Origin of the sequence: Streptomyces sp. NPDC017246 (assembly GCF_044331325.1) — a bacterium.
Taxonomy (GTDB): domain Bacteria; phylum Actinomycetota; class Actinomycetes; order Streptomycetales; family Streptomycetaceae; genus Streptomyces.
This window is the reverse complement of record NZ_JBIRMW010000018.1, coordinates 121,532-140,507: the sequence shown is the minus strand read 5'-3', so window position 1 is coordinate 140,507 and position 18,976 is coordinate 121,532. Positions and strand designations below refer to the sequence as shown.

Annotated in this window: 16 protein-coding genes; 5 read left to right on the top strand and 11 right to left on the bottom strand. The window is 72.7% G+C overall.

The window, feature by feature from the left end:
- Window positions 1-52: 52 nt before the first annotated feature.
- From ACH4MY_RS32525 to ACH4MY_RS32510, 4 genes are all read right to left on the bottom strand, one after another.
- Complete coding sequence (locus ACH4MY_RS32525; RefSeq protein WP_398007603.1) at window positions 53-1,114, bottom strand: hypothetical protein; 1,062 nt, start codon at window positions 1,112-1,114, stop codon at window positions 53-55.
- A 12-nt stretch (window positions 1,115-1,126) separates the two neighbouring features.
- Window positions 1,127-1,423: a DUF4193 domain-containing protein gene (locus ACH4MY_RS32520; protein WP_003955561.1), complete on the bottom strand. Its 297-nt coding sequence runs from the start codon at window positions 1,421-1,423 to the stop codon at window positions 1,127-1,129.
- A 396-nt stretch (window positions 1,424-1,819) separates the two neighbouring features.
- Entirely contained in the window at window positions 1,820-3,058 is a 1,239-nt protein-coding gene (locus ACH4MY_RS32515; protein WP_398007601.1) for a sensor histidine kinase, read from the bottom strand.
- A gap of 4 nt (window positions 3,059-3,062) precedes the next feature.
- Window positions 3,063-3,716 carry a response regulator transcription factor gene (locus ACH4MY_RS32510; RefSeq protein WP_030146958.1) on the bottom strand — a complete coding sequence of 218 codons (654 nt, stop codon included), beginning with the start codon at window positions 3,714-3,716 and terminating at the stop codon, window positions 3,063-3,065.
- A 360-nt stretch (window positions 3,717-4,076) separates the two neighbouring features.
- Between ACH4MY_RS32510 and ACH4MY_RS32505 the strand changes: the two genes are divergently transcribed.
- Entirely contained in the window at window positions 4,077-4,250 is a 174-nt protein-coding gene (locus ACH4MY_RS32505) for a hypothetical protein (RefSeq protein WP_398007599.1), read from the top strand.
- A 279-nt stretch (window positions 4,251-4,529) separates the two neighbouring features.
- Here ACH4MY_RS32505 and ACH4MY_RS32500 read toward each other — a convergent pair whose 3' ends face one another.
- Both ACH4MY_RS32500 and ACH4MY_RS32495 read right to left on the bottom strand, forming a co-directional pair.
- Window positions 4,530-5,330, bottom strand: a complete 801-nt coding sequence (locus tag ACH4MY_RS32500) for an inositol monophosphatase family protein (protein ID WP_398007597.1) — start codon at window positions 5,328-5,330, stop codon at window positions 4,530-4,532.
- Between the two features lie 9 nt (window positions 5,331-5,339).
- A complete protein-coding gene (locus tag ACH4MY_RS32495) occupies window positions 5,340-6,467 on the bottom strand; it encodes a ferrochelatase (protein ID WP_398007595.1) in 1,128 nt (375 codons plus the stop codon).
- A 175-nt stretch (window positions 6,468-6,642) separates the two neighbouring features.
- On the opposite strand from ACH4MY_RS32495, the gene ACH4MY_RS32490 reads away from it, so the two are divergent.
- Window positions 6,643-7,908, top strand: coding sequence for an MFS transporter (locus tag ACH4MY_RS32490; protein ID WP_398007593.1), 1,266 nt, complete (start codon window positions 6,643-6,645; stop codon window positions 7,906-7,908).
- Entirely contained in the window at window positions 7,847-9,187 is a 1,341-nt protein-coding gene (locus ACH4MY_RS32485; RefSeq protein ID WP_398007591.1) for a D-arabinono-1,4-lactone oxidase, read from the top strand. Before ACH4MY_RS32490 ends, ACH4MY_RS32485 begins: the two co-directional genes overlap by 62 nt.
- A 3-nt stretch (window positions 9,188-9,190) precedes the next feature.
- On the opposite strand, the gene ACH4MY_RS32480 is transcribed toward ACH4MY_RS32485, so the two are convergent.
- On the bottom strand, window positions 9,191-10,129 hold the full coding sequence (locus ACH4MY_RS32480) for a hypothetical protein (protein WP_398007589.1): 939 nt from the start codon (window positions 10,127-10,129) through the stop codon (window positions 9,191-9,193).
- 465 nt (window positions 10,130-10,594) lie between these two features.
- Between ACH4MY_RS32480 and sepH the strand changes: the two genes are divergently transcribed.
- On the top strand, window positions 10,595-11,629 hold the full coding sequence (gene sepH / locus ACH4MY_RS32475) for a septation protein SepH (RefSeq protein WP_327164701.1): 1,035 nt from the start codon (window positions 10,595-10,597) through the stop codon (window positions 11,627-11,629).
- Window positions 11,630-11,707: 78 nt separating this feature from the next.
- Here the strand turns inward: sepH and ACH4MY_RS32470 are convergent, their stop codons facing one another.
- Window positions 11,708-12,535, bottom strand: a complete 828-nt coding sequence (locus ACH4MY_RS32470; RefSeq protein WP_398007588.1) for a sulfurtransferase — start codon at window positions 12,533-12,535, stop codon at window positions 11,708-11,710.
- A 176-nt stretch (window positions 12,536-12,711) separates the two neighbouring features.
- On the opposite strand from ACH4MY_RS32470, the gene ACH4MY_RS32465 reads away from it, so the two are divergent.
- The gene (locus ACH4MY_RS32465; protein ID WP_398007586.1) at window positions 12,712-13,485 is read left to right on the top strand and encodes a VOC family protein; all 774 of its coding nucleotides are present in this window, start codon (window positions 12,712-12,714) and stop codon (window positions 13,483-13,485) included.
- 119 nt (window positions 13,486-13,604) lie between these two features.
- Here ACH4MY_RS32465 and ACH4MY_RS32460 read toward each other — a convergent pair whose 3' ends face one another.
- Genes ACH4MY_RS32460 through ACH4MY_RS32450 form a run of 3 tightly spaced genes read right to left on the bottom strand, consistent with a single transcriptional unit; the run spans window position 13,605 to window position 18,761 of the window.
- Window positions 13,605-15,020, bottom strand: a complete 1,416-nt coding sequence (locus tag ACH4MY_RS32460) for a polysialyltransferase family glycosyltransferase (protein WP_398007584.1) — start codon at window positions 15,018-15,020, stop codon at window positions 13,605-13,607.
- 3 nt (window positions 15,021-15,023) lie between these two features.
- Entirely contained in the window at window positions 15,024-15,989 is a 966-nt protein-coding gene (locus ACH4MY_RS32455) for a glycosyltransferase family 2 protein (RefSeq protein ID WP_398007582.1), read from the bottom strand.
- 27 nt (window positions 15,990-16,016) lie between these two features.
- Entirely contained in the window at window positions 16,017-18,761 is a 2,745-nt protein-coding gene (locus ACH4MY_RS32450) for a YfhO family protein (protein WP_398007580.1), read from the bottom strand.
- Window positions 18,762-18,976: the final 215 nt, after the last annotated feature.

Genomic DNA, 18,976 nt, shown 5'->3' with positions numbered 1-18,976 from the left:
TGGCCGCGGGTGCGTCCGGGCCCCGGACGCGCCTCGTCGTGCGCCGCGGCCTCTAGAAGCCCAGCTCCTTGGGGTTCTCCGGCTGCTCCAGCGGGGGCAGCTCGCCGAGGGCGTCCCAGGGGATCTGGCGGTGGCGCAGGTCCTTGCGGATGTGCGCGGCGAGCTTCTTGGTGTCGCGGCGGTTCATGACCGCGCCGACGGCCGCGCCCACCATGAAGGGCATGAGGTTCGGCAGGTTGCGCACCATGCGCTTCATGATCTGCTGGCGCAGCTCGCGCTTGAGCTGTCCGCCGAGTGCGGCGTTGACGGTGGTGGGTTTGGTGGGGTCGATGCCCCGCTCCTCGGCCCAGGAGGTCAGATAGGCCGTCGAGCGCTGGGGGAGCCTGCCGGGCGGCCGCAGCCCGTACACCTCGTGCAGTTCGGCGACGAGTTTGAGTTCCACGGCGGCGACGCCGGTGATCTCGGCCGCGAGCTCCGCCGGCATGGCCGGGGGTACGGGGAGCATGGCGGCGGCGCCGATGCTCGCGCCCACGGTCGAACTCGCGTTCGCCGCGCCCATGACGAGCTTGTCGGCGAGCTCCTCGGGCCCGAGCCCGGGGAACTGTTTGCGCAGGGTCGCCAGATCGCGGACGGGGATCCGCGGGGCGAGGTCGATCAACCGGTCGGCCAGGTGGCCGATGCCGGCCTTGGCGCTCTCTCCGCCGCGCTTCACGCCCTGACGGATGCCCTGCGCGACGCCGCGCCGGACGGCGTCGATCCGGTCGGAATCGATCTTGATCTTGTCGAGCTGGGCGCGCGCGGGATTGGCGAGACGCCTGACGGCGCCGAAGCGCCCGCCCTGCTGTGTCTCGTCGCTCCTCGCCTCGTCCAGCACGTCGCTCCGCCCCGCTCCCCCCTCCACCGGCAGGTGCGCCGGGTCCGGCTCGGTGACCGCCTCGAGCGAGGCCGGGAGGCCTCGCTCGTCGTCACGTACGCCGAGGGAGGGCGGGGAGGCGGTGTGCTCGGCTTCAGGGGCCCGCTGGGCGCCCTCTGCCGGGCCTGAGCCGCCCTTGTACGTCCGGGGGCTCCCAGGGAGCCTCAGACGCCGCTTCCGGGACGGTGTGTCGCCTGCCACGACCGAGCGACCTCAGTCGCAGTCGCGGCAGATGGGCTGACCGTTCTTCTCCCTGGCCAGCTGGCTGCGGTGGTGCACGAGGAAGCAGCTCATGCAGGTGAACTCATCGGCCTGCTTGGGCAGGACCCGGACGGCCAGCTCCTCGTTCGAGAGGTCTGCGCCGGGAAGCTCCAGGCCTTCGGCCGCCTCGAACTCGTCGACATCGACGGTCGAGGTCGACTTGTCGTTCCGGCGGGCCTTCAGTTCCTCAAGGCTGTCCGAATCGACGTCGTCATCGGTCTTGCGTGGGGTGTCGTAATCCGTTGCCATGTCGCTCTCCCCCTCTGGGTGGTTGCGGTGTCTCCAGCGCACGTAACGCGTGAGAGGTCGGACTTGTGCCCGACCTGAGGCGGAGATTTTGCCTCACATCAAGGTCTGTTACTCAATCGACACCCGCCCCGTCCTCTCGCGAGTGATCGGCTTCGGGTGGCGAACCGGACCGTACACGGTCCTACGGGCGACCCTCACAGGCGCCACCCCGTGTACTTCCCGTCATTACGAGCCTCGGAAACCCGGACTTTTCCTGGTTTTTTGAGGGATTTCTCCGTCACGGAGAGTGGAGGTCCGGACACCCTCTCCTGTGATCGATCACACATGAGCGTCTCAGAATCGGGTCCACGGAATTCCGCGCAAAGCGAACGGAACCGGGTCGGCTCGTGCAGTGTGTCAGATCGGCAGAGTGACACGCATCACGAGACCACCGCCCTCGCGGGGCTCCGCGATGATACGGCCGCCGTGGGCGCGAGCCACGGATCGGGCGATCGACAGGCCGAGACCGACGCCCTTGTCGCTGCCGGTCCGCTCCTGCCGGAGCCGTCGGAAGGGCTCGAAGAGGTTGTCGATCTCGTACGCGGGGACCACGGGACCCGTGTTCGAGACGACCAGAACCGCCTGGCCGTGCTCGGTCGCGGTGGTGACCTCCACCCATCCTCCCTCCGTCACGTTGTACCTGACGGCGTTCTGCAGAAGATTCAGCGCGATCCGCTCCAGCAGGACGCCGTTGCCCTGGACGACCGCGGGCTCGCGCTCGCCCCGGATCTCGACGCCCTTGGCCTCGGCCTCGGCGTGCACCTGGTCGACGCCCCGCGAGGCGACCTCGGCCAGGTCGACGGGTTTGCGCTCGATGATCTGGTTGTCGCTCCGGGCCAGCAGCAGCAGGCCCTCCACGAGCTGCTCGCTGCGCTCGTTGGTGGCCAGCAGGGTCTTGCCGAGCTGCTGGAGCTCCACCGGTGCCCCGGGGTCCGAGAGGTGGACCTCCAGGAGGGTGCGGTTGATCGCGAGCGGGGTCCGCAGCTCGTGCGAGGCGTTCGCGACGAACCGCTGCTGGGCGGTGAAGGCCCGCTCCAGGCGGTCCAGCATCTCGTCGAAGGTGTCGGCGAGCTCCTTGAGCTCGTCGTCGGGGCCGTCCAGCTCGATCCGCCGGGAGAGGTCGGAGCCGGCCACCTGCCGGGCGGTACGCGTGATCCGGCCGAGCGGCGAGAGCACGCGGCCCGCCATGGCGTACCCGAAGGCGAAGGCGATGATGCTCAGCCCGAGCAGGGCGAAGAGCGAGCGGCGCAGGAGGTCGTCCAGGGCCAGGTCGCTCTGGTGCCGGAGGCAGACGGAGACCGCGTCGTTGAACTGCTCGCCGGTGCCCGTGTTGGGCAGGACGCACCACGAGGTGGTGGGCTGGACCTCACCCTTGACGATCTTGAAGGGCAGCTGGGCCGCGCTGTCGCCGAGCGCCTGCGCGGTGAAGAGATAGATGATCGAGAGCAGCAGGATGCCCGCGATCAGGAACATCCCGCCGTACAGCAGTGTGAGCCGTATCCGGATGGTCGGTCGCAGCAGCGGCCGGACCGGGTCCCTGGGGTCCCAGGTCGGCTTCGGCGGCGCCTGGGGGTGGGACGTGGAGGTCGTGGGCATCAGGTCAGATCCGGTACCCGGAGCCGGGGACGGTGACGATGACCGGCGGCTCGCCGAGCTTGCGGCGCAGGGTCATGACCGTGACGCGCACGACGTTGGTGAACGGGTCGGTGTTCTCGTCCCAGGCCTTCTCCAGGAGCTGCTCGGCCGAGACGACGGCGCCCTCGCTGCGCATGAGGACCTCCAGGACGGCGAACTCCTTCGGCGCGAGCTGGACCTCCTTGCCCTCGCGGAAGACCTCGCGGCGGTTCGGGTCGAGCTTGATGCCGGCCCGCTCCAGGACGGGCGGCAGGGGCACGCTCGTCCGGCGGCCGAGGGCCCGCACGCGCGCGGTGAGCTCGGTGAAGGCGAAGGGCTTGGGGAGGTAGTCGTCCGCGCCGAGCTCCAGGCCCTCGACGCGGTCGCTGACGTCGCCGGACGCGGTGAGCATCAGGACGCGGGTGGGCATGCCCAGCTCCACGATCTTGCGGCAGACGTCGTCCCCGTGGACGAGGGGCAGGTCGCGGTCGAGGACGACGACGTCGTAGTCGTTGACTCCCACCCGCTCCAGGGCCGCGGCGCCGTCGTACACGACGTCGACGGCCATGGCCTCCCGGCGCAGTCCGGTGGCCACCGCATCGGCGAGCAGCTGCTCGTCCTCGACGACGAGTACGCGCACGTCGTACATCCTTCCCGTTGAGCTTCGGTCCCAAGGGGACCGGCTGAAAATCTGAGCACTGACTGTGCGTGTCCATCCTGCCCCGTACGCGCGTAAACCGGCTGTAAGACGGCGGTGCCGGGCCCGAGGGCGGGTGGGTGGCGCACGGGGGCGCGCGGCCGGAAGCGAAGAATTCACCGGATTCACGGGCCAGTTGAGGTTTCTCTGAGGAAGGGGCTGGGGAGGACGACTGCACACCCCGTGATCACGCCCTGTATGTGGCGCGCCACATAGCGCTCTGTCCCCCAGAGACCGCAGTGCGTGATCCACCCACCCTCGGCACACCCCCGTGCCACCGGACCCATGACGAGGGGGCGCACGATGGACGCTTTCACCGCAGGCCTGCTGCACCGCATCAGGACCACGCAGACGGACCTCACGCGGGCTCGTGAGACGGGCGACGACTACCTGGCGGAGGTGGAGCAGGCGGAGCTGGAAGACCTGCACCGGCTCGCGGCCGAGCACGGCGTGGAGGTCGCCGCGCCGCGCGTCTGACCCGTTCCGACCCGCACGACCGAACCACCCGCCCGACCCGCACACGTGCGAGGGCCCCGGCGCCGTCCCGGCACCGGGGCCCTCGCACGTCCGCCACACGGCCGCTAGGGCCTGTCGTCAGATTCCCGTCTGCCCCGCGACGCCTGGCACGCACTCTCGCCGCACCGGGCGAAAGCGCGAGTACGTCCAGTACGAGCACTTCCCCCCGGCACGCCGAGAGCACGCACCAGACGCCGCAGGGCCGCCCTGCGGGCGACGACGGGAATGTGACGACAGACCCTAGCCGCGCCAGGCGCCCAGGTCCTCCAGGATCTCCTGGAGCGGCCCGAAGAGGCCCGGAGAGGCCGCCAGCGTCAGTTCGCCCGACTCCGGCTTCCCCGGGCGCCCCCCGGTCAGCCCGCCCGCCTCGCGGGCGATCAGGGCGCCCGCGGCGAGGTCCCAGGGGTTGAGGCCCCGCTCGTAGTAGGCGTCGAGACGGCCGGCCGCGACGTCGCAGAGGTCGATGGCGGCCGAGCCGCCGCGACGGATGTCACGGACCTGCGGGATCACCCGCTGGACGACGGCCGCCTGAGCCTCGCGCCTGGTCTTGACGTATCCGAAGCCGGTGCCGACGAGGGCCTGGTCGAGGGAGGGCGAGGGGCGGACGGCGAGGCGCCGGTCGCCCACGAACGCGCCGCCGCCGAGGACGGCCCGGTACACCTCGCCCCGCATGGGGGCGTCCACGACGCCGACGACGGTCTCGCCGTCCCGTTCGGCGGCGATCGAGACCGCCCAGGTGGGCAGCCCGTAGAGGTAGTTCACGGTGCCGTCGAGCGGGTCGATGATCCAGCGGACTCCGCTGGTGCCGGGGCTGGACGCGCCCTCCTCGCCGAGGAGGCCGTCCTGCGGGCGGTGCTCGGCGAGGAAGCCGGTGATCAGCTTCTCGGCGGCGATGTCCATCTCGGTGACGACGTCGATGGGACTCGTCTTGGTGTCCGCCACGGCCAGGTCGTCCGGCCTGCCGTCGCGCAGCAGCGCTCCGGCCCGCCGGGCGGCCTCCAGGGCGAGGTCGAGCAGTTCCGCGAGAAGCGGGTCGGTCACGGGATCTCCTTACGCGTACGGGCTGTCGGCGCCGGCTGCCGCCGGACGCTCCGCCCTGGCCGGGCAGCAGCCGATCGGGCACAGGTCGTGGGAGGGCCCGAGCGCGCCCAGGGCGCACCGCTCGGCCCGGGTTCCCCGCTCACGCGCGGCCCGTTCCAGGACGAGCTCGCGGACGGCGCCGGCGAAGCGCGGGTCGGCGCCGACGGTGGCCGAGCGCCGGACGGGCAGGCCGAGTTCGGCGGCCTTGGCCGCGGCCTCGGTGTCGAGGTCGTAGAGGACTTCCATGTGGTCGGAGACGAAGCCGATGGGGACCATGACGACGGCGGGCGTCCCGGCGCCGTGCAGCGTCTCCAGGTGGTCGCAGATGTCCGGCTCCAGCCACGGGATGTGGGGGGCGCCGCTGCGGGACTGGTAGACGAGCTCCCAGGCGTGGTCGGTCCCGGTCCGCTCGCGGACCGCGTCGACGATCACCCGTGCCACGTCGAGGTGCTGACGGACGTAGGCCCCGCCGTCGCCGTGCTCGGTGACCGGTCCGGAGGTGTCGGCCGCGGAGTCCGGGATGGAGTGGGTGGTGAAGGCGAGGTGGGCGCCGTCGCGTACGGACGGGTCGAGCTCGGCGAGGGAGGCGAGGACGCCCTCGACCATGGGCTCGACGAAGCCGGGGTGGTTGAAGTAGTGCCGGAGCTTGTCGACCCGGGGCAGCGGGAGCCCCTCCGCCTCCAGGGTGGCGAGGGCGTCGGCGAGGTTCTCGCGGTACTGGCGGCAGCCGGAGTAGGAGGCGTACGCGCTGGTGGTGAGGACGGCGATATGACGTCGGCCGTCGGTGATCATCTCGCGGAGGGTGTCGGTGAGGTACGGGGCCCAGTTCCGGTTTCCCCAGTAGACGGGCATCCTCAGGCCGGCACCCGCGAAGTCCGTCCGCAGCGCGTCGAGGAGCGCGCGGTTCTGGTCGTTGATCGGGGAGACGCCGCCGAAGAGGAAGTAGTGCTGCCCCACTTCCTTGAGCCGTTCCTTCGGGATGCCTCGGCCGCGCGTCACGTTCTCCAGGAACGGGACCACGTCGTCCGGGCCCTCGGGGCCGCCGAACGAGAGCAGCAGCAGGGCGTCGTACGGGGCGGGATCGTGCTGATCGGACATGGCACCGATCCTCCCACCCGCCCCCGAGGTCGAACGGCGCGGCCCGTCCGTCGCCGCTCGTCCGAAAAATGGGGGATGCCCCATCGACTTCAACACCGTAGGCTTTAGCTATTAATTACACGTGTTGACTCGTCGCGCGGAGCCCGCTCCGAAGCACGGAGATCCGGAGAGCCCCTTGCCCAGTCCCTACCGTGCGATTTTCAAGGCGCCCGGCACCACCGCGTTCTCCGTCGCCGGGCTCTTCGGCCGGATGCCCCTGTCCATGATGGGCATCGGCATCGTCACCATGATCTCGCAGGTCACCGGCCGTTACGGGCTCGCCGGCGCGCTCTCGGCGACGCTCGCGATGTCCGCCGCGGTCCTCGGCCCGCTGGTCTCGCGCCTGGTCGACCGGCACGGGCAGCGGCGGGTGCTGCGCCCGGTGACGCTGGTCTCGCTCGTGGCGGCCGCCGGGCTCCTCGTCTGCGTGCAGCAGAAGGCCCCGGACTGGACCCTCTTCGTCTTCACCGCCGTGATCGGCTGTGTGCCGAGCGTCGGCGCCATGACCCGGGCCCGCTGGGCCGAGATCTACCGGGGCGACGAGCGGCGCCTGCACACGGCGTACTCCTGGGAGTCGATCGTCGACGAGGTGTGCTTCATCTTCGGCCCGATCATCTCGATCGGTCTGTCGACGACCTGGTTCCCCGAGGCCGGACCCCTGTTCGCCGGGGTGTTCCTCACCGTCGGCGTCTTCTGGTTGACCGCGCAGCGCGCCACCGAGCCGGTCCCCCATCCCCATCAGGGCGACGACCGGAGCGTCTCCGCGCTCCGCTCCCCCGGCCTCCAGGTCCTGGCCCTCGCCTTCGTCGCCACCGGCGCCATCTTCGGCTCGGTCGACGTGGTGACCGTGGCCTTCGCCGAGGAGCAGGGACACAAGGCGGCCGCCAGTCTCGTTCTGGCCGTCTACGCGCTCGGATCCTGTCTGGCCGGCGCCGTCTTCGGACTGCTCCACCTCAAGGGCGAGCCGTCCCGTCGCTGGCTCCTGGGCGTCTGCGCGATGGCCGTGAGTATGATCCCCCTCCTACTGGCCGGGAACTTGCCGTTGCTGGCCGTGGCGCTCTTTGTCGCGGGCCTGTCCATCGCACCGACGATGGTGACCACGATGGCCCTCGTCGAAGCGCACGTACCGCGCACCAAGCTGACCGAGGGCATGACCTGGACGGGTACCGGGCTCGCGATCGGCGTGGCGCTCGGCTCCTCGGCCGCCGGCTGGGTGGTCGACGCGTCGGGGGCCGAGGCGGGGTACGTGGTGCCCGTCGTCTCGGGTGCGCTCGCGGTCGCGGTGGGTCTCCTCGGACACCGCCGGCTGCGCAGGCCGGCGCCGAACCGGGAGGGGCAGCGTGAGCGGGACGACAACAGCGGGGTCGGGGAGCACCAGGACGGCGAACAGCCCGTGGCGTAACTGGGCGGGGAACGTGACCTCCCGCCCCGTGCGGGAGGTGAGCCCGGCCTCGGCCGAGGAGCTCGCCAAGGCGGTGCGCCGGGCGGCCGAGGACGGGCTGCGGGTGAAGACGGTCGGCACCGGCCACTCCTTCACCTCGATCGCGGCCACCGACGGCGTGCTGATCCGGCCGGGTCTGCTGACCGGGATCCGGCGGATCGACCGCGAGGCGATGACCGTGACGGTCGAGTCGGGCACCCCGCTGAAGCGGCTCAACGTGGCGCTGGCCCGGGAGGGCCTGTCGCTCACGAACATGGGCGACATCATGGAGCAGACGGTCGCCGGGGCCACCTCCACCGGGACGCACGGCACGGGCCGCGACTCGGCCTCGATAGCCGCGCAGATCCGCGAGCTGGAGCTGGTGACCGCCTCGGGCGAACTGCTCGTGTGTTCGGAGAAGGAGAACCCGGAGGTCTTCGCGGCCGCCCGGATCGGGCTCGGCGCCCTCGGTGTGGTCACGGCGATCACCTTCGCGGTGGAGCCGGTCTTCCTGCTCACCGCGCGCGAGGAGCCGATGACCTTCGACCGGGTCACCTCGGAGTTCGACGCGCTGCACGCGGAGAACGAGCACTTCGAGTTCTACTGGTTCCCCCACACGGACAACTGCAACACCAAGCGCAACAACCGCAGCGCGGGCCCCGCCGCTCCTCCCGGCCGGGTCAGCGGCTGGATCGAGGACGAGCTCCTCTCCAACGGCCTGTTCCAGGTGGCCTGCTCCCTGGGCCGCACGGTGCCGCCGGCCATCCCGTCGATCGCCAAGCTCTCCAGCCGGGCCCTGTCGGCCCGTACGTACACCGACATCCCGTACAAGGTCTTCACCTCGCCGCGCCGGGTGCGCTTCCTGGAGATGGAGTACGCGCTGCCGCGGGAGGCCGCGGTCGCCGCGCTGCGCGAGGTCAAGGCGATGGTCGAGCGCTCGCCGCTCAAGGTGAGCTTCCCGGTGGAGGTGCGGACGGCCCCCGCGGACGACATCGCGCTGTCCACGGCCTCGGGGCGGGAGACCGCGTACATCGCCGTCCACCTCTACAAGGGGACGCCCCACCACGGGTACTTCACCGCGGTGGAGCGCATCATGACGGCGCACGGGGGCCGCCCCCACTGGGGCAAGGTCAACACCCGTGACGCCGCCTACTTCTCCGAGGTCTACCCGCGCTTCGCCGAGTTCACGGCGCTGCGCGACCGGCTCGACCCTGACCGGCTCTTCGCCAACGACTATCTGCGCCGCGTCCTGGGCGACTGACCGTCACTCGGCCGCCGCCTCGCCGCCGTCCGCGGCTCCGGCCGGGGTCGGGGACGGCGGGGTCTCCGGCCCGTCCGTCCCCGTGGTCGGGCCCTGGGTCGGGGCGGTCGGTTCCGTCGTCGGCCCGGTCGGGGTCGGGATGGGCGCCGGCTCTCCGCCGGTGGACTCGGACGGGGTCGGCTCCGGCGAAGGGGTGCCGGTGCCGTTCTGCCCGCCACCCTCTTCATCCGGGGTCGCGCTGCCGCCCGTCGGGGGAACCCCGGTGCCGCCCTCCGGGCGGCCCTCCCCGTCGACGGACCCGGAGGGCGCGGGCGCGGAGTCCTTCTCCCCGGCCGGCGGCGTGTCCCGCGCCGGACTTCCGCCGCCCCGGACGACGGAGCCGAAGGTGGTGGTCCCCTGCTTGCCGCTGAAGTCCTGCCCCGAGACCAGCTCGTAGGCGGTGATGCCGCCCATCGTGACGCCGAAGACCAGGGCGGCGGCGATCACGGGACGCTTCCAGCCCCGGACCCGGGTGCCGTGGGTGGTCGCCGCGCCGAACTCCCCGTCGTGCTCCCCGGCCGGTGGGGCGGGCGCCCGGAGCGTGCCGAGCATCAGGGTGCGGTCGTCCCCCGGGCCGGGGGCGAGCGGTACCTGACGGGCCTTCGGCTTGGCGGCGACGGTCACGTCGCGCACCTGCTCACCGGTGCGCCGGAAGAGGTGCTGGAACAGCGGGCCGCCGCAGGTGGCGATGACACTGATCACACCGGCGCCCAGGATCGTGCCGTACACGCCGAGGGTGGAGGCGAGTTTGGCGGCGATGACCGCGGCCAGGGCGCTGCCCGAGACCTGAGCCACGCTCAGGTCGATCCTTCTCTTCCCGCCCTCCGTCTCCTCCGGCTCGTTCGTGTCGGTTTCCGGCCTGTGGCGCATCTCCAACCCCTGCTCCAGCCTCTGCTGGTTCATCCGTTCGCCTTGCACCCAGAAGGGACAAACGGGCGAAGCGAATAGTTCCGTTTCTGCTGTTTCTGTGAAGAGCGACACGTACGGGGGAAGATCGCGGACACTCAACTCCCGTACCGCCCGAGAAGTTGGGCGGCGCGCCGGTCCACCCAGGTGGCCCGAATGGAGTACATTGACGAACCCTGGGTCCGGACGCCTTCACGGGTGCCCGGGATCAACGGGAGGGGGCCGGAGACGGCGCTCGAACCGGCGGCGCCTCGGCATCGCACGGAGACCGACTGCGCAGAGTGACGGCCTGTCACTCCGGGTAGCCAACAGGTAACCGTGTCATAACGGCGTTCCAGGGTCCACGCCCGACACGCCGGGCAACTCGGCAAGGTAGTGGCAGGCTGCACCCGGGCAGGCCACACTCGACTAGCGGAAGCAGCGACGCACGTGACGTCGGCAGGCACCACCCGGGAGGTCCCCATGCCCGAACTGCGTGTCGTGGCCGTCTCCAACGACGGCACACGACTGGTGCTGAAGGCTGCTGACAGCACGGAGTACACACTTCCGATCGACGAGCGGCTCCGTGCCGCCGTGCGCAACGACCGCGCGCGCCTCGGCCAGATCGAGATCGAGGTGGAGAGCCACCTCCGCCCCCGTGACATCCAGGCCCGTATAAGGGCCGGTGCCTCCGCCGAGGAGGTCGCCCAGCTCGCAGGCATCCCCGTCGACCGCGTGCGCCGCTTCGAGGGCCCCGTGCTCGCCGAGCGTGCCTTCATGGCGGAGCGGGCCCGCAAGACCCCGGTCCGCAGGCCCGGCGAGAACAGCGGCCCCCAGCTCGGCGAGGCGGTGCAGGAGCGACTGCTGCTGCGCGGCGCCGAGAAGGACACCGTGCAGTGGGACTCCTGGCGTCGTGACGACGGCACCTGGGAGGTGCTGCTCGTCTACCGCGTCGCGGGCGAGGTCCACACGGCGAGCTGGACGTACGACCCGCCGCGGCGGCTCGTCCAGGCCGTGGACGACGAGGCCCGTGCCCTGATCGGCGAGACGGACGACACGATCGCCGCGGCTCCGGAGCCGAGCTTCCCCTTCGTGCCGCGCATCGCCCGGCTGCCCCGGGACAGGCCGCTCGACCGCGCCCTGGACCGTCAGCTCGACCACCGCCAGCTGGAGCGGGCGTCCGCGCCCGCCGAGCCGGAGGAGGAGCGGGACTCCCTGACCAGCCTTCTGGAGGCCGTGCCGAGCTTCCGCGGCGACATGGTCGTGCCCGAGCCCCCGGACACCGAGCCCGGCGAGGAGGCGGAGGCGGAGGAGCCGCCGGCGCCCGCCGCGTCGGCCGGTGCGGGGTCCGCGTACGCCGACGTCCTGATGCCGCGCGCGGTCTCGGGCCACCGGGACCGTCTCACCGGCACCACGGACCGGCAGGCCGAGGCGGACGGGGTCCGTCCGGGCCGTCGTGCGGCGGTGCCCAGCTGGGACGAGATCGTCTTCGGCACGCGACGGAAGAAGCAGGACTGACGGCGGACGCCGTGGCTTCACGGAGAGGGGCCCGTGCCGGATCGGCGCGGGCCCCTTCTCGTACGCTCCCCCGCCCCGCTACCGCGGGTCAGGGCCCGTCGCCACCGGCCGGGCGGAGTCGGTGGACCACTCCGACCAGGAGCCCGCGTAGAGGGCTGCCGGGATGCCGGCGATCTCCAGGGCGAGCACCTCATGGGCACCGGAGACACCGGAGCCGCAGTAGACCGCGACCGGGGTCTCCTCGGCCGCGCCGAGACCCGTGAAGCGGTCCCGCAGGGCGTCGGCGGCCAGAAAGCGCCCCTCGGCGTCGACGTTCTCGGTCGTCGGGGCCGAGACCGCACCCGGGATGTGCCCGCCGACCCGGTCGATCGGCTCCACGTCCCCCCGGTAGCGCTCGGCCGCCCGCGCGTCCAGGAGCAGCCCCGAGCGGGCGAACGCCGCCGCCGCGTCCGCGTCGAGCAGTCCGAGGCCGCCCGGCTCCGGCCGGAAATCGCCCGGCTCCGGCGCCGGGACCTTCTCGGTCAGCTCCCCCCGCCAGGCGGCAAGGCCCCCGTCCAGGACGCGCACGTCCCGGTGGCCCGCCCAGCGGAGCAGCCACCAGGCACGGGCCGCGCCCCAGCCGAGGCCCCCGTCGTAGACCACGACCGGGGTGTCCGCCGAGACGCCCGCCCTGCGCATCGCGGCCCCGAAGGCCTCCGGGTCGGGCAGCGGGTGCCGTCCGCCGGCGCCGGGCGGGCCCGCGAGCTCCGCGTCCAGGTCGACGTAGACCGCGCCGGGGAGGTGGCCGGCCTCGTACACGGGCCGGCCGGGCGGCCCGCCCAGGGTCCAGCGGACGTCCAGGAGGACCGGCGGCCGGGCCCCGGCCGACTCGCTCAGCAGTTCGCTTGCGGAGATGATGGGCTTCATGGGTGCCATCCTCGCGCAGCCGCACGGCCGCGGGGGCAGGACCCGGCGTCCCCCCCCCCGCGTCGACGCCGTGTGACCGCGTCACTCGTTGGTGCGACCGGGGCGCGCCGCGGCCCCGTCGGTGACACCATCGGACAGGGGGACGGGCACGACGACGGTCCGAGGAGAGAGTCACGATGACCGAGGCGACTCGGCGCACACCCGGCACACCCTGCTGGGTGAGCTTGATGGTGCACGGGCTTGACGCCCATCAGGAGTTCTACAACGCACTCTTCGGCTGGGAGTTCGAGCCCGGTCCGCAGCATCTCGGCCCGTATGTACGCGCCCTGCTCAACGGCAGGGAGGTGGCGGGCATCGGCCAGCTGCCGCCCGACCGGCATCTCCCGGTCGCCTGGACCCCGTATCTGGCCACCGCCGACGCCGACGAGACGGCCGAGACCATCCGCTGCTGCGGCGGCACCGTGGCCGTGGGCCCGCTGGACGCGGGCGAGGCCGGCCGGATGGCGGTCTGCTCCGACCCGGTGGGCGCGGTCTTCGGCATCTGGCAGGCGGAGGCGCACCACGGCACGGCGACCGCCGGCCCGCCCGGGACCGCGGTGTGGAACGAGCTCCTCACCTACGAGACCTCCTCGGTCGGCAAGTTCTACCGGACGGTCTTCGGCTACGAGGTGGAGCCGGTCGTGTCCGCCGACCACGACTACGCCACGCTCCATGTGGACGGGCTCCCGGTGGCCTCCCTGCACGGCGTCGGCACGGAGCTGCCCCGGGACCGGGGCCCGCACTGGATGACGTACTTCGAGGTGGACGACACGGACGCGGCGGCCCGGCTCGTGCTGCGGCTCGGCGGCCATGTGCTGCGCCCGCCGCGGGACGCGACGGCGGGGCGGCTCGCCCTGGTGACGGACCCGGAGGGCGCGGTCTTCACCCTCGTCAGGTCCGCCGACTCCTGACGTCGTCGTACGGACCACCGGCCCACGGATCACGGGCCCGGCGACCAGCCCGGCCCAGACCCCCCCGGCCGAGGGACCACCGGCCCAGGATCATCGGCCGGCCCGGCGGCGGGGCCCGCTCAGCCCCTGAGGGACCGTACGAGGCCGCGGCGGAGCCGGGACGCGGCACCGTTCCGCGCCGGGGTCGCCGCTCCGCCCGGCAGACCGAGCAGGGTCAGCCGTTCGACGGAGAAGTGGTGCGCGGTCCCGGGATCGGCGGCGTGCGCCGCCAGGTAGCGGGTGGCCTCCTCCCGCATCCCCGGGTGGCTCTTGTGCCGCATGCAGTAGCCGACGGCGCGGACCAGCGGCGTGAGCGAGTCCGGTGCCGTTCCGGGGACCGCGGGCTCCTCGCCCCGCTCCAGATCCGCGATCAGGTGGTCGACGACGGTGAGCGGGACGCGGTTGCTGTTCTCGAAGGGGGTGAGCCGTTCGAGGACCTCGACGGTCCCCACGCGCGCGACGGGGACCCCGTAGTAGACGGCGGCGGTGAGCATCGCCGTGGAGAAGCAGCCGACGACCAGCCGGGGCCTGCACCGCTCGTAGAAGGTCTCGGCGAGCAGCGGTCCGTCGAGGACGGTGAGCCGGACGCCGGACCGTTCCGCCTCCTGGTGGAGGACCCCCGAGTAGCTGGGGGGCGCGCTCGGGTGGGGCTTGAAGACCACCGAGCGGTGTCCGGCCGCCACCGCTCCCCGCAGCATCCGTACGTGCAGTTCCTCCTCCTCCTCGGCGGTCAGCAGGCCGAGGGCGGCGAGGTACTGGCCGAGGAGCAGGGCCGTGGGCCTGGCGGCGGCGGCCCGGGTGATGTCCGGGTCGTCTGCCGCCTCCTCGGCGATCTCGGCGAGGACCGCGCGGAAGGCGCTGTCGGGGACGAGCTGGGACTCGACCCCGTACTCGCTCAGGAGGAGGGGCCGCAGGCCCGGCACCAGGTCGAGGTGGAGGACCCGGCGGATCCGGCAGGCGATCGACTGGGCGAGGTCGGAGCGGGTGGGGCCGTAGCTCATCAGGCCGTCCGCGTAGACGTGGAGGCCGCTCTCGGGGAAGGCGCCGGCCAGTGCCTTGGCCGGGTTGACCTGGATGGATTCGACGATCAGCTCGACCGGGGCGGTCCCGAGGCCCCACGCGGTGCGCAGGACGCGCTGCCAGAGCGGCGCCTCCTCGGGCCGGGGGGCCCAGGCGGCGGGGTGGTACGGGTGGATCGTCTCGTTCCAGTCGAGGACGCCGTCGAAGCGGCCGGCGATCCGCTCGTAGCCGGTCATGGCCTCCAGGCGCGGCGCGGTCTCCGGGATCTCCGCGTTGCGCGAGATCAGCAGGAGCCTGCGGGCGTCCTCGCGGGGGCCGAACTGTCCGGCGTCCAGGGAGGCCGCGAGGGTGGCGGCGCCGTAGAGGGTGGACACCTGGAAGATCTGGACCGGGCGGCCGTCGGCGTGGGGGCCGGACGCCGGTGCCGTGGCGGGGACGGGCATCGGTGCCGTGACGCGGTCGGGGGCGGGGGCCATGGGTCAGGCGGTCCTTACGGTGTCGCGCAGGCTCCGGAGGAGGGTGCTGCGGGGGGTGTCCATGGTGGCCAGGGTCTCGTCGAGGACCTGCTGCGGCATCCGGTGCAGTGCGTCGCCGACGTCCGCGCGGAGCCGCTTGGCGACGGCGGGCTCGTACAGGTCGACCTTGCCCATGTGGAAAGCGATCATCGCGCAGTAGGTGCGGACCGCCTTCGGGAGGAACCGGTCCGCCTCGGCGTCCCGGGAGACCTCGTCGATCAGGAGGTCGTACGACGGGATGAAGTCGAGCTGCCGGTTGTCGGTGATCTGGGTGAGCGAGGTGGTGACACCTCGCCGGTAGAACACACCGTGCAGGGAAAGCGCCGCGAAGGTCCGGGCCTTGAGGTGGAGTCGCCAGATCCAGAGGCGGTCCTCGGCCGTTCTGAGGGAGACCTCGAAACGCGAGGCGCCGTTCTCGAAGAGACGGGAACTGTAAATGCCGAAAGGGACGAACGGATAGTCCACCATCGTCACCATGCCGGCGGGCGAGATTCCGTCCCGGGGGTCCATGACGGTGTCGCGCCGCTTCGCCGGGGCGTATCGGATGTTCCGCTTCCGGCCCTCCGAGAGGACATGGTCGGTACGGGCGAAATCGCAGCCCAGACGGTCGATCCCGGCCACGGTGGCACTCAGGTGCCCGGGCGCGTACCAGTCGTCGCCGTCGAGGAAGGTGAGGTACTCCCCGCGCGCGGCGTCGATTCCCGTGTTGCGCGCCTGGGCGACACCGCGGTTCGTCTCGTGCCGGATGACGGTGGCGTTGGGGAGGCGGTCGCGCCAGCGGTCGAGGATTTCCGGGGTGTCGTCCGTCGAGCAGTCGTCGATCAGCAGGAACTCGAATTCCGGGTCCGCGTTGTTCGCGAGGCTGCGCAGGGTGTCGGGCGCGTATGCCCCGACATTGTGGAACGGTACGACGACGGACAGTTTCGGCACTCGGAATCCCCACACTGAATCGAACAATTAAACGCCGCTACGGCGGGTACGGTAACGGCCCACTTTTCCGGACGAACGATCCGCGCGTGCACTCCGGGTGAACTCTTGCCGTCCCCCGCGGAAAGTCCCCGTCGCGACCAGGGCGAGGAGCGCGGCCAGGCCGGCCGCCCCGCCGAGCTTGAGCCCCGGGGGCCGGAAGGAGCACGTGACCGTACTCGCCCGCCCGTCCAGCGGGACCGCGACAAGGCCCTCGTACGCGCGTGCGGGGCGGGGCTCCGCGTCACCGGCCGCACAGCGCCAGCCGGAGATGCGGGGAACGGCGAGCACGGCGGTCCCCGTGCTGCCCGGGGGCAGTACGGCCGTGACGGTGTGTCCGGTGGCGCGGACCTCGACGGCCCCGGTCGCGGTCAACTGCCGTACGGCGGAGTCGAGCCGGTCCCGGAGCAGGCAACCGAGCGGCTGACGGGGCAGCCGCGGCTTGCCCTCGGGGCTGAGCTCGATCCGCACCTCGCCCGACCCGGGCACGGTGCCGAGGGTGCGCAGGGGAGCGCGGACGGCGGGCGGCCTGCCCTCGAAGTCCACGGTCGGCTCCCCCGCCTGCGTCGCCCCGCCCCGGTACTCGGGGGCCCAGAACCAGACCTGGGAGCCCGCCGGGCAGCGGGCGGCGAGGGTCCTTCCGTCACGGGAAACGGCCGGCAGCACGTAGACGTCGGCACCGAGCAGGCGTTCCTGCCGGGCGAAGGCGGAGTCCCCGGGGTGCGTGGCCGGCCGTTTCGGCGGACGGACGGTGACGAGCTGCGGTACGGGTGTGGTGGCGACGGAGACGGTGGCCCGCGGCAGGGCGTCCTGGCGTACGGGCTCCGTGGGGTGCGAGCGGATCCTGGTGCCGATGGAGAAGAGCGCGTCGGTCACCGGATTGTCGAGGGTGACCGGGTGACGGCCCTTGGCGTAGTGGCCGAAGCCCAGGGAGTCCAGGGTGCGGGAGGTCGCCTCGGCGGTGAGGCTGCTGTAGTAGTCGGGACCCTGTCCGCCGACGAGCAGGACGTCGTTGCCGCCGGGGACCTCCCCGGGGTCCGTACGGTGCCGGGGCCAGGCGTCCGCGCGGGCCGCCTCCGCGGCCACGGCCTCGTGCCAGGGGCCGATCCGGGGCGACCAGGAGACCTCGGCGCGCTGCTGCTCCTCGATCCGCTTCCCGGTGACGGCCGCCTCGCCGGCCTGCGCGGCGACGAACAGGACGACGGCCAGGACGGGGAGTACGCGCGCGATGCGCCGGCCCGCGGTGGGCGGCACGCGCGCGGTGGACCGGATTCCGGTGGGCAGGAGGCGCGCGGTGGACCGCACGCGGGCCTTGTCCGCGGGTCCTTCGGGTGCGGTGTCCTCGCGGTGGTCCGGAGGGGTCCCCCGGTCACCCGGGCGGGCGAGGAGGGCGAGGAGGGCTGCGGCGAGCACCAGGACCGCGGCCACGCCGAACGCCGGATACGTCCAGGGGTCGATGTCGACGCTCCCCCGGGCCGCCCACGCCAGGAGTCCGAGCAGCGCGCCGCCCGCGAGGAGCGCCGCCGGACGGGGCACGCCCCGCGCCGCCGAGAACCACGCGCCGGCGACCGACAGGCCGCACAGGACGAAGGTCTGACGGTACGGAATGCCGTTGGGCGAGGCTCCCGCGTGCCAGAGCAGATGGGTCGGCTCCCACTGGAGGGAGAGCGTCACCAGGACGATCGCCGCCGACCAGCCGGCCCGGACGCGCGGGGCGACGGCCCGGTTGAACGGCAGCGTGAGGGCGAGGGCGAGTGCGGGCGTACCGATGAAGAGGGCGGGGCTGGCCACGCTCGCCGTGGCGGGCAGGAACCGGGCGAGGACGTCCGTCCAGGCGGCGGGCGCGAAGGTGGTCTCGGGGGTGGGATCGGCGACCTTGGTGGCGAGGAAGACGACCACGACGAGCGGTGCGGCGAGCCCGATGCCGATGAGCACGCTCCGGGCGGCACGCAGCGCCCCGGCGAGCCGCCGACGGGCGGTTGCCGACTCCTCGGCGGTGAGGAGCCGTACGACGAGGACGACGGCGGCGCCGACGGTGGCCATGTACGCCGTGTAGAAGTTCGCGGTCCAGGCCAGGGCGACGACGAGGGGGCCGAGGACGGGGCGGCGCCCGGTGCGGGCCCACTCCCCCACCAGGCAGAGCAGCGGGAAGGCGACGAGCCCGTCGAGCCACATCGGGACGGTGGCACCGAAGTTGAAGGTCCAGCCGGAGAGGGCGTACGCGGTGCCGAGCACGGCGGCGACCGGCCAGGGGCCGGGGCGCAGCCGCAGGAGCAGGAGCGCCATCGCCGCGGCTGCCGCGGTGATCTTGGCGGCGGTGACGACGTACAGGGCGAGCTCGATCCGGTCCGCCGGGAAGAGCACCACGAGCAGGTCGAAGGGGCTGCTCAGATAGGTGCCGATGTCCCCGAGGAAGTTGGAGCCGAAGCCCGAGTTCCAGTTGAGGAAGGCGTCCCCGTGGGTCTCACCGAGGAGGAACGCGCGCCAGTAGGCGTGGAACGGCAGGTACTGCTGGCCCAGGTCGACGATGTTCCTGGTCACCGGCCCGAAGGGGTAGCTGCGGGAGAGCCGGCCGGCGAGGCAGAGGAGTACGCCGGTGAGCAGGGCCGCGGCGAGCGGACCGGCGACGGCCGGGGAACGCAGGGCACGCACCGGGGAGCCGGGCCGGGCCGGCGCACCGCCCGCCCCCTCCTCGCCGTCGACCTCGTCGACCATGGTCTCGGCGGCGGGGGGCACACGTCCTCCTGGGGGCGTACGGAGCGGGGAACGCCCGGGTGACGCGCCACGGGCCGACCGCCATTACCGCCGAGGCGGGCGACCCGCAACCGATCGGCAGGCGGTCTTCCGGCACACCTCGGGTGAACTCCCGGTGTCACGGGGCGGGGAGGCCGCGGCCCGGGTGGCCGCAGCCCAGGTGGCCGCGGCCCGGGTGGCCGCTCGCGTGCGGGCCG

Bases quoted from the DNA above. Each gene is read 5' to 3' on its own strand.
- ACH4MY_RS32515 (WP_398007601.1), bottom strand. From the start codon at position 3,058: ATGCCCACGACCTCCACGTCCCACCCCCAGGCGCCGCCGAAGCCGACC.
- sepH (WP_327164701.1), top strand. From the start codon at position 10,595: ATGCCCGAACTGCGTGTCGTGGCCGTCTCCAACGACGGCACACGACTG.
- ACH4MY_RS32470 (WP_398007588.1), bottom strand. From the start codon at position 12,535: ATGAAGCCCATCATCTCCGCAAGCGAACTGCTGAGCGAGTCGGCCGGG.
- ACH4MY_RS32480 (WP_398007589.1), bottom strand. From the start codon at position 10,129: ATGAACCAGCAGAGGCTGGAGCAGGGGTTGGAGATGCGCCACAGGCCG.
- ACH4MY_RS32495 (WP_398007595.1), bottom strand. From the start codon at position 6,467: ATGTCCGATCAGCACGATCCCGCCCCGTACGACGCCCTGCTGCTGCTC.
- ACH4MY_RS32465 (WP_398007586.1), top strand. From the start codon at position 12,712: ATGACCGAGGCGACTCGGCGCACACCCGGCACACCCTGCTGGGTGAGC.
- ACH4MY_RS32505 (WP_398007599.1), top strand. From the start codon at position 4,077: ATGGACGCTTTCACCGCAGGCCTGCTGCACCGCATCAGGACCACGCAG.
- ACH4MY_RS32460 (WP_398007584.1), bottom strand. From the start codon at position 15,020: ATGGCCCCCGCCCCCGACCGCGTCACGGCACCGATGCCCGTCCCCGCC.
- ACH4MY_RS32520 (WP_003955561.1), bottom strand. From the start codon at position 1,423: ATGGCAACGGATTACGACACCCCACGCAAGACCGATGACGACGTCGAT.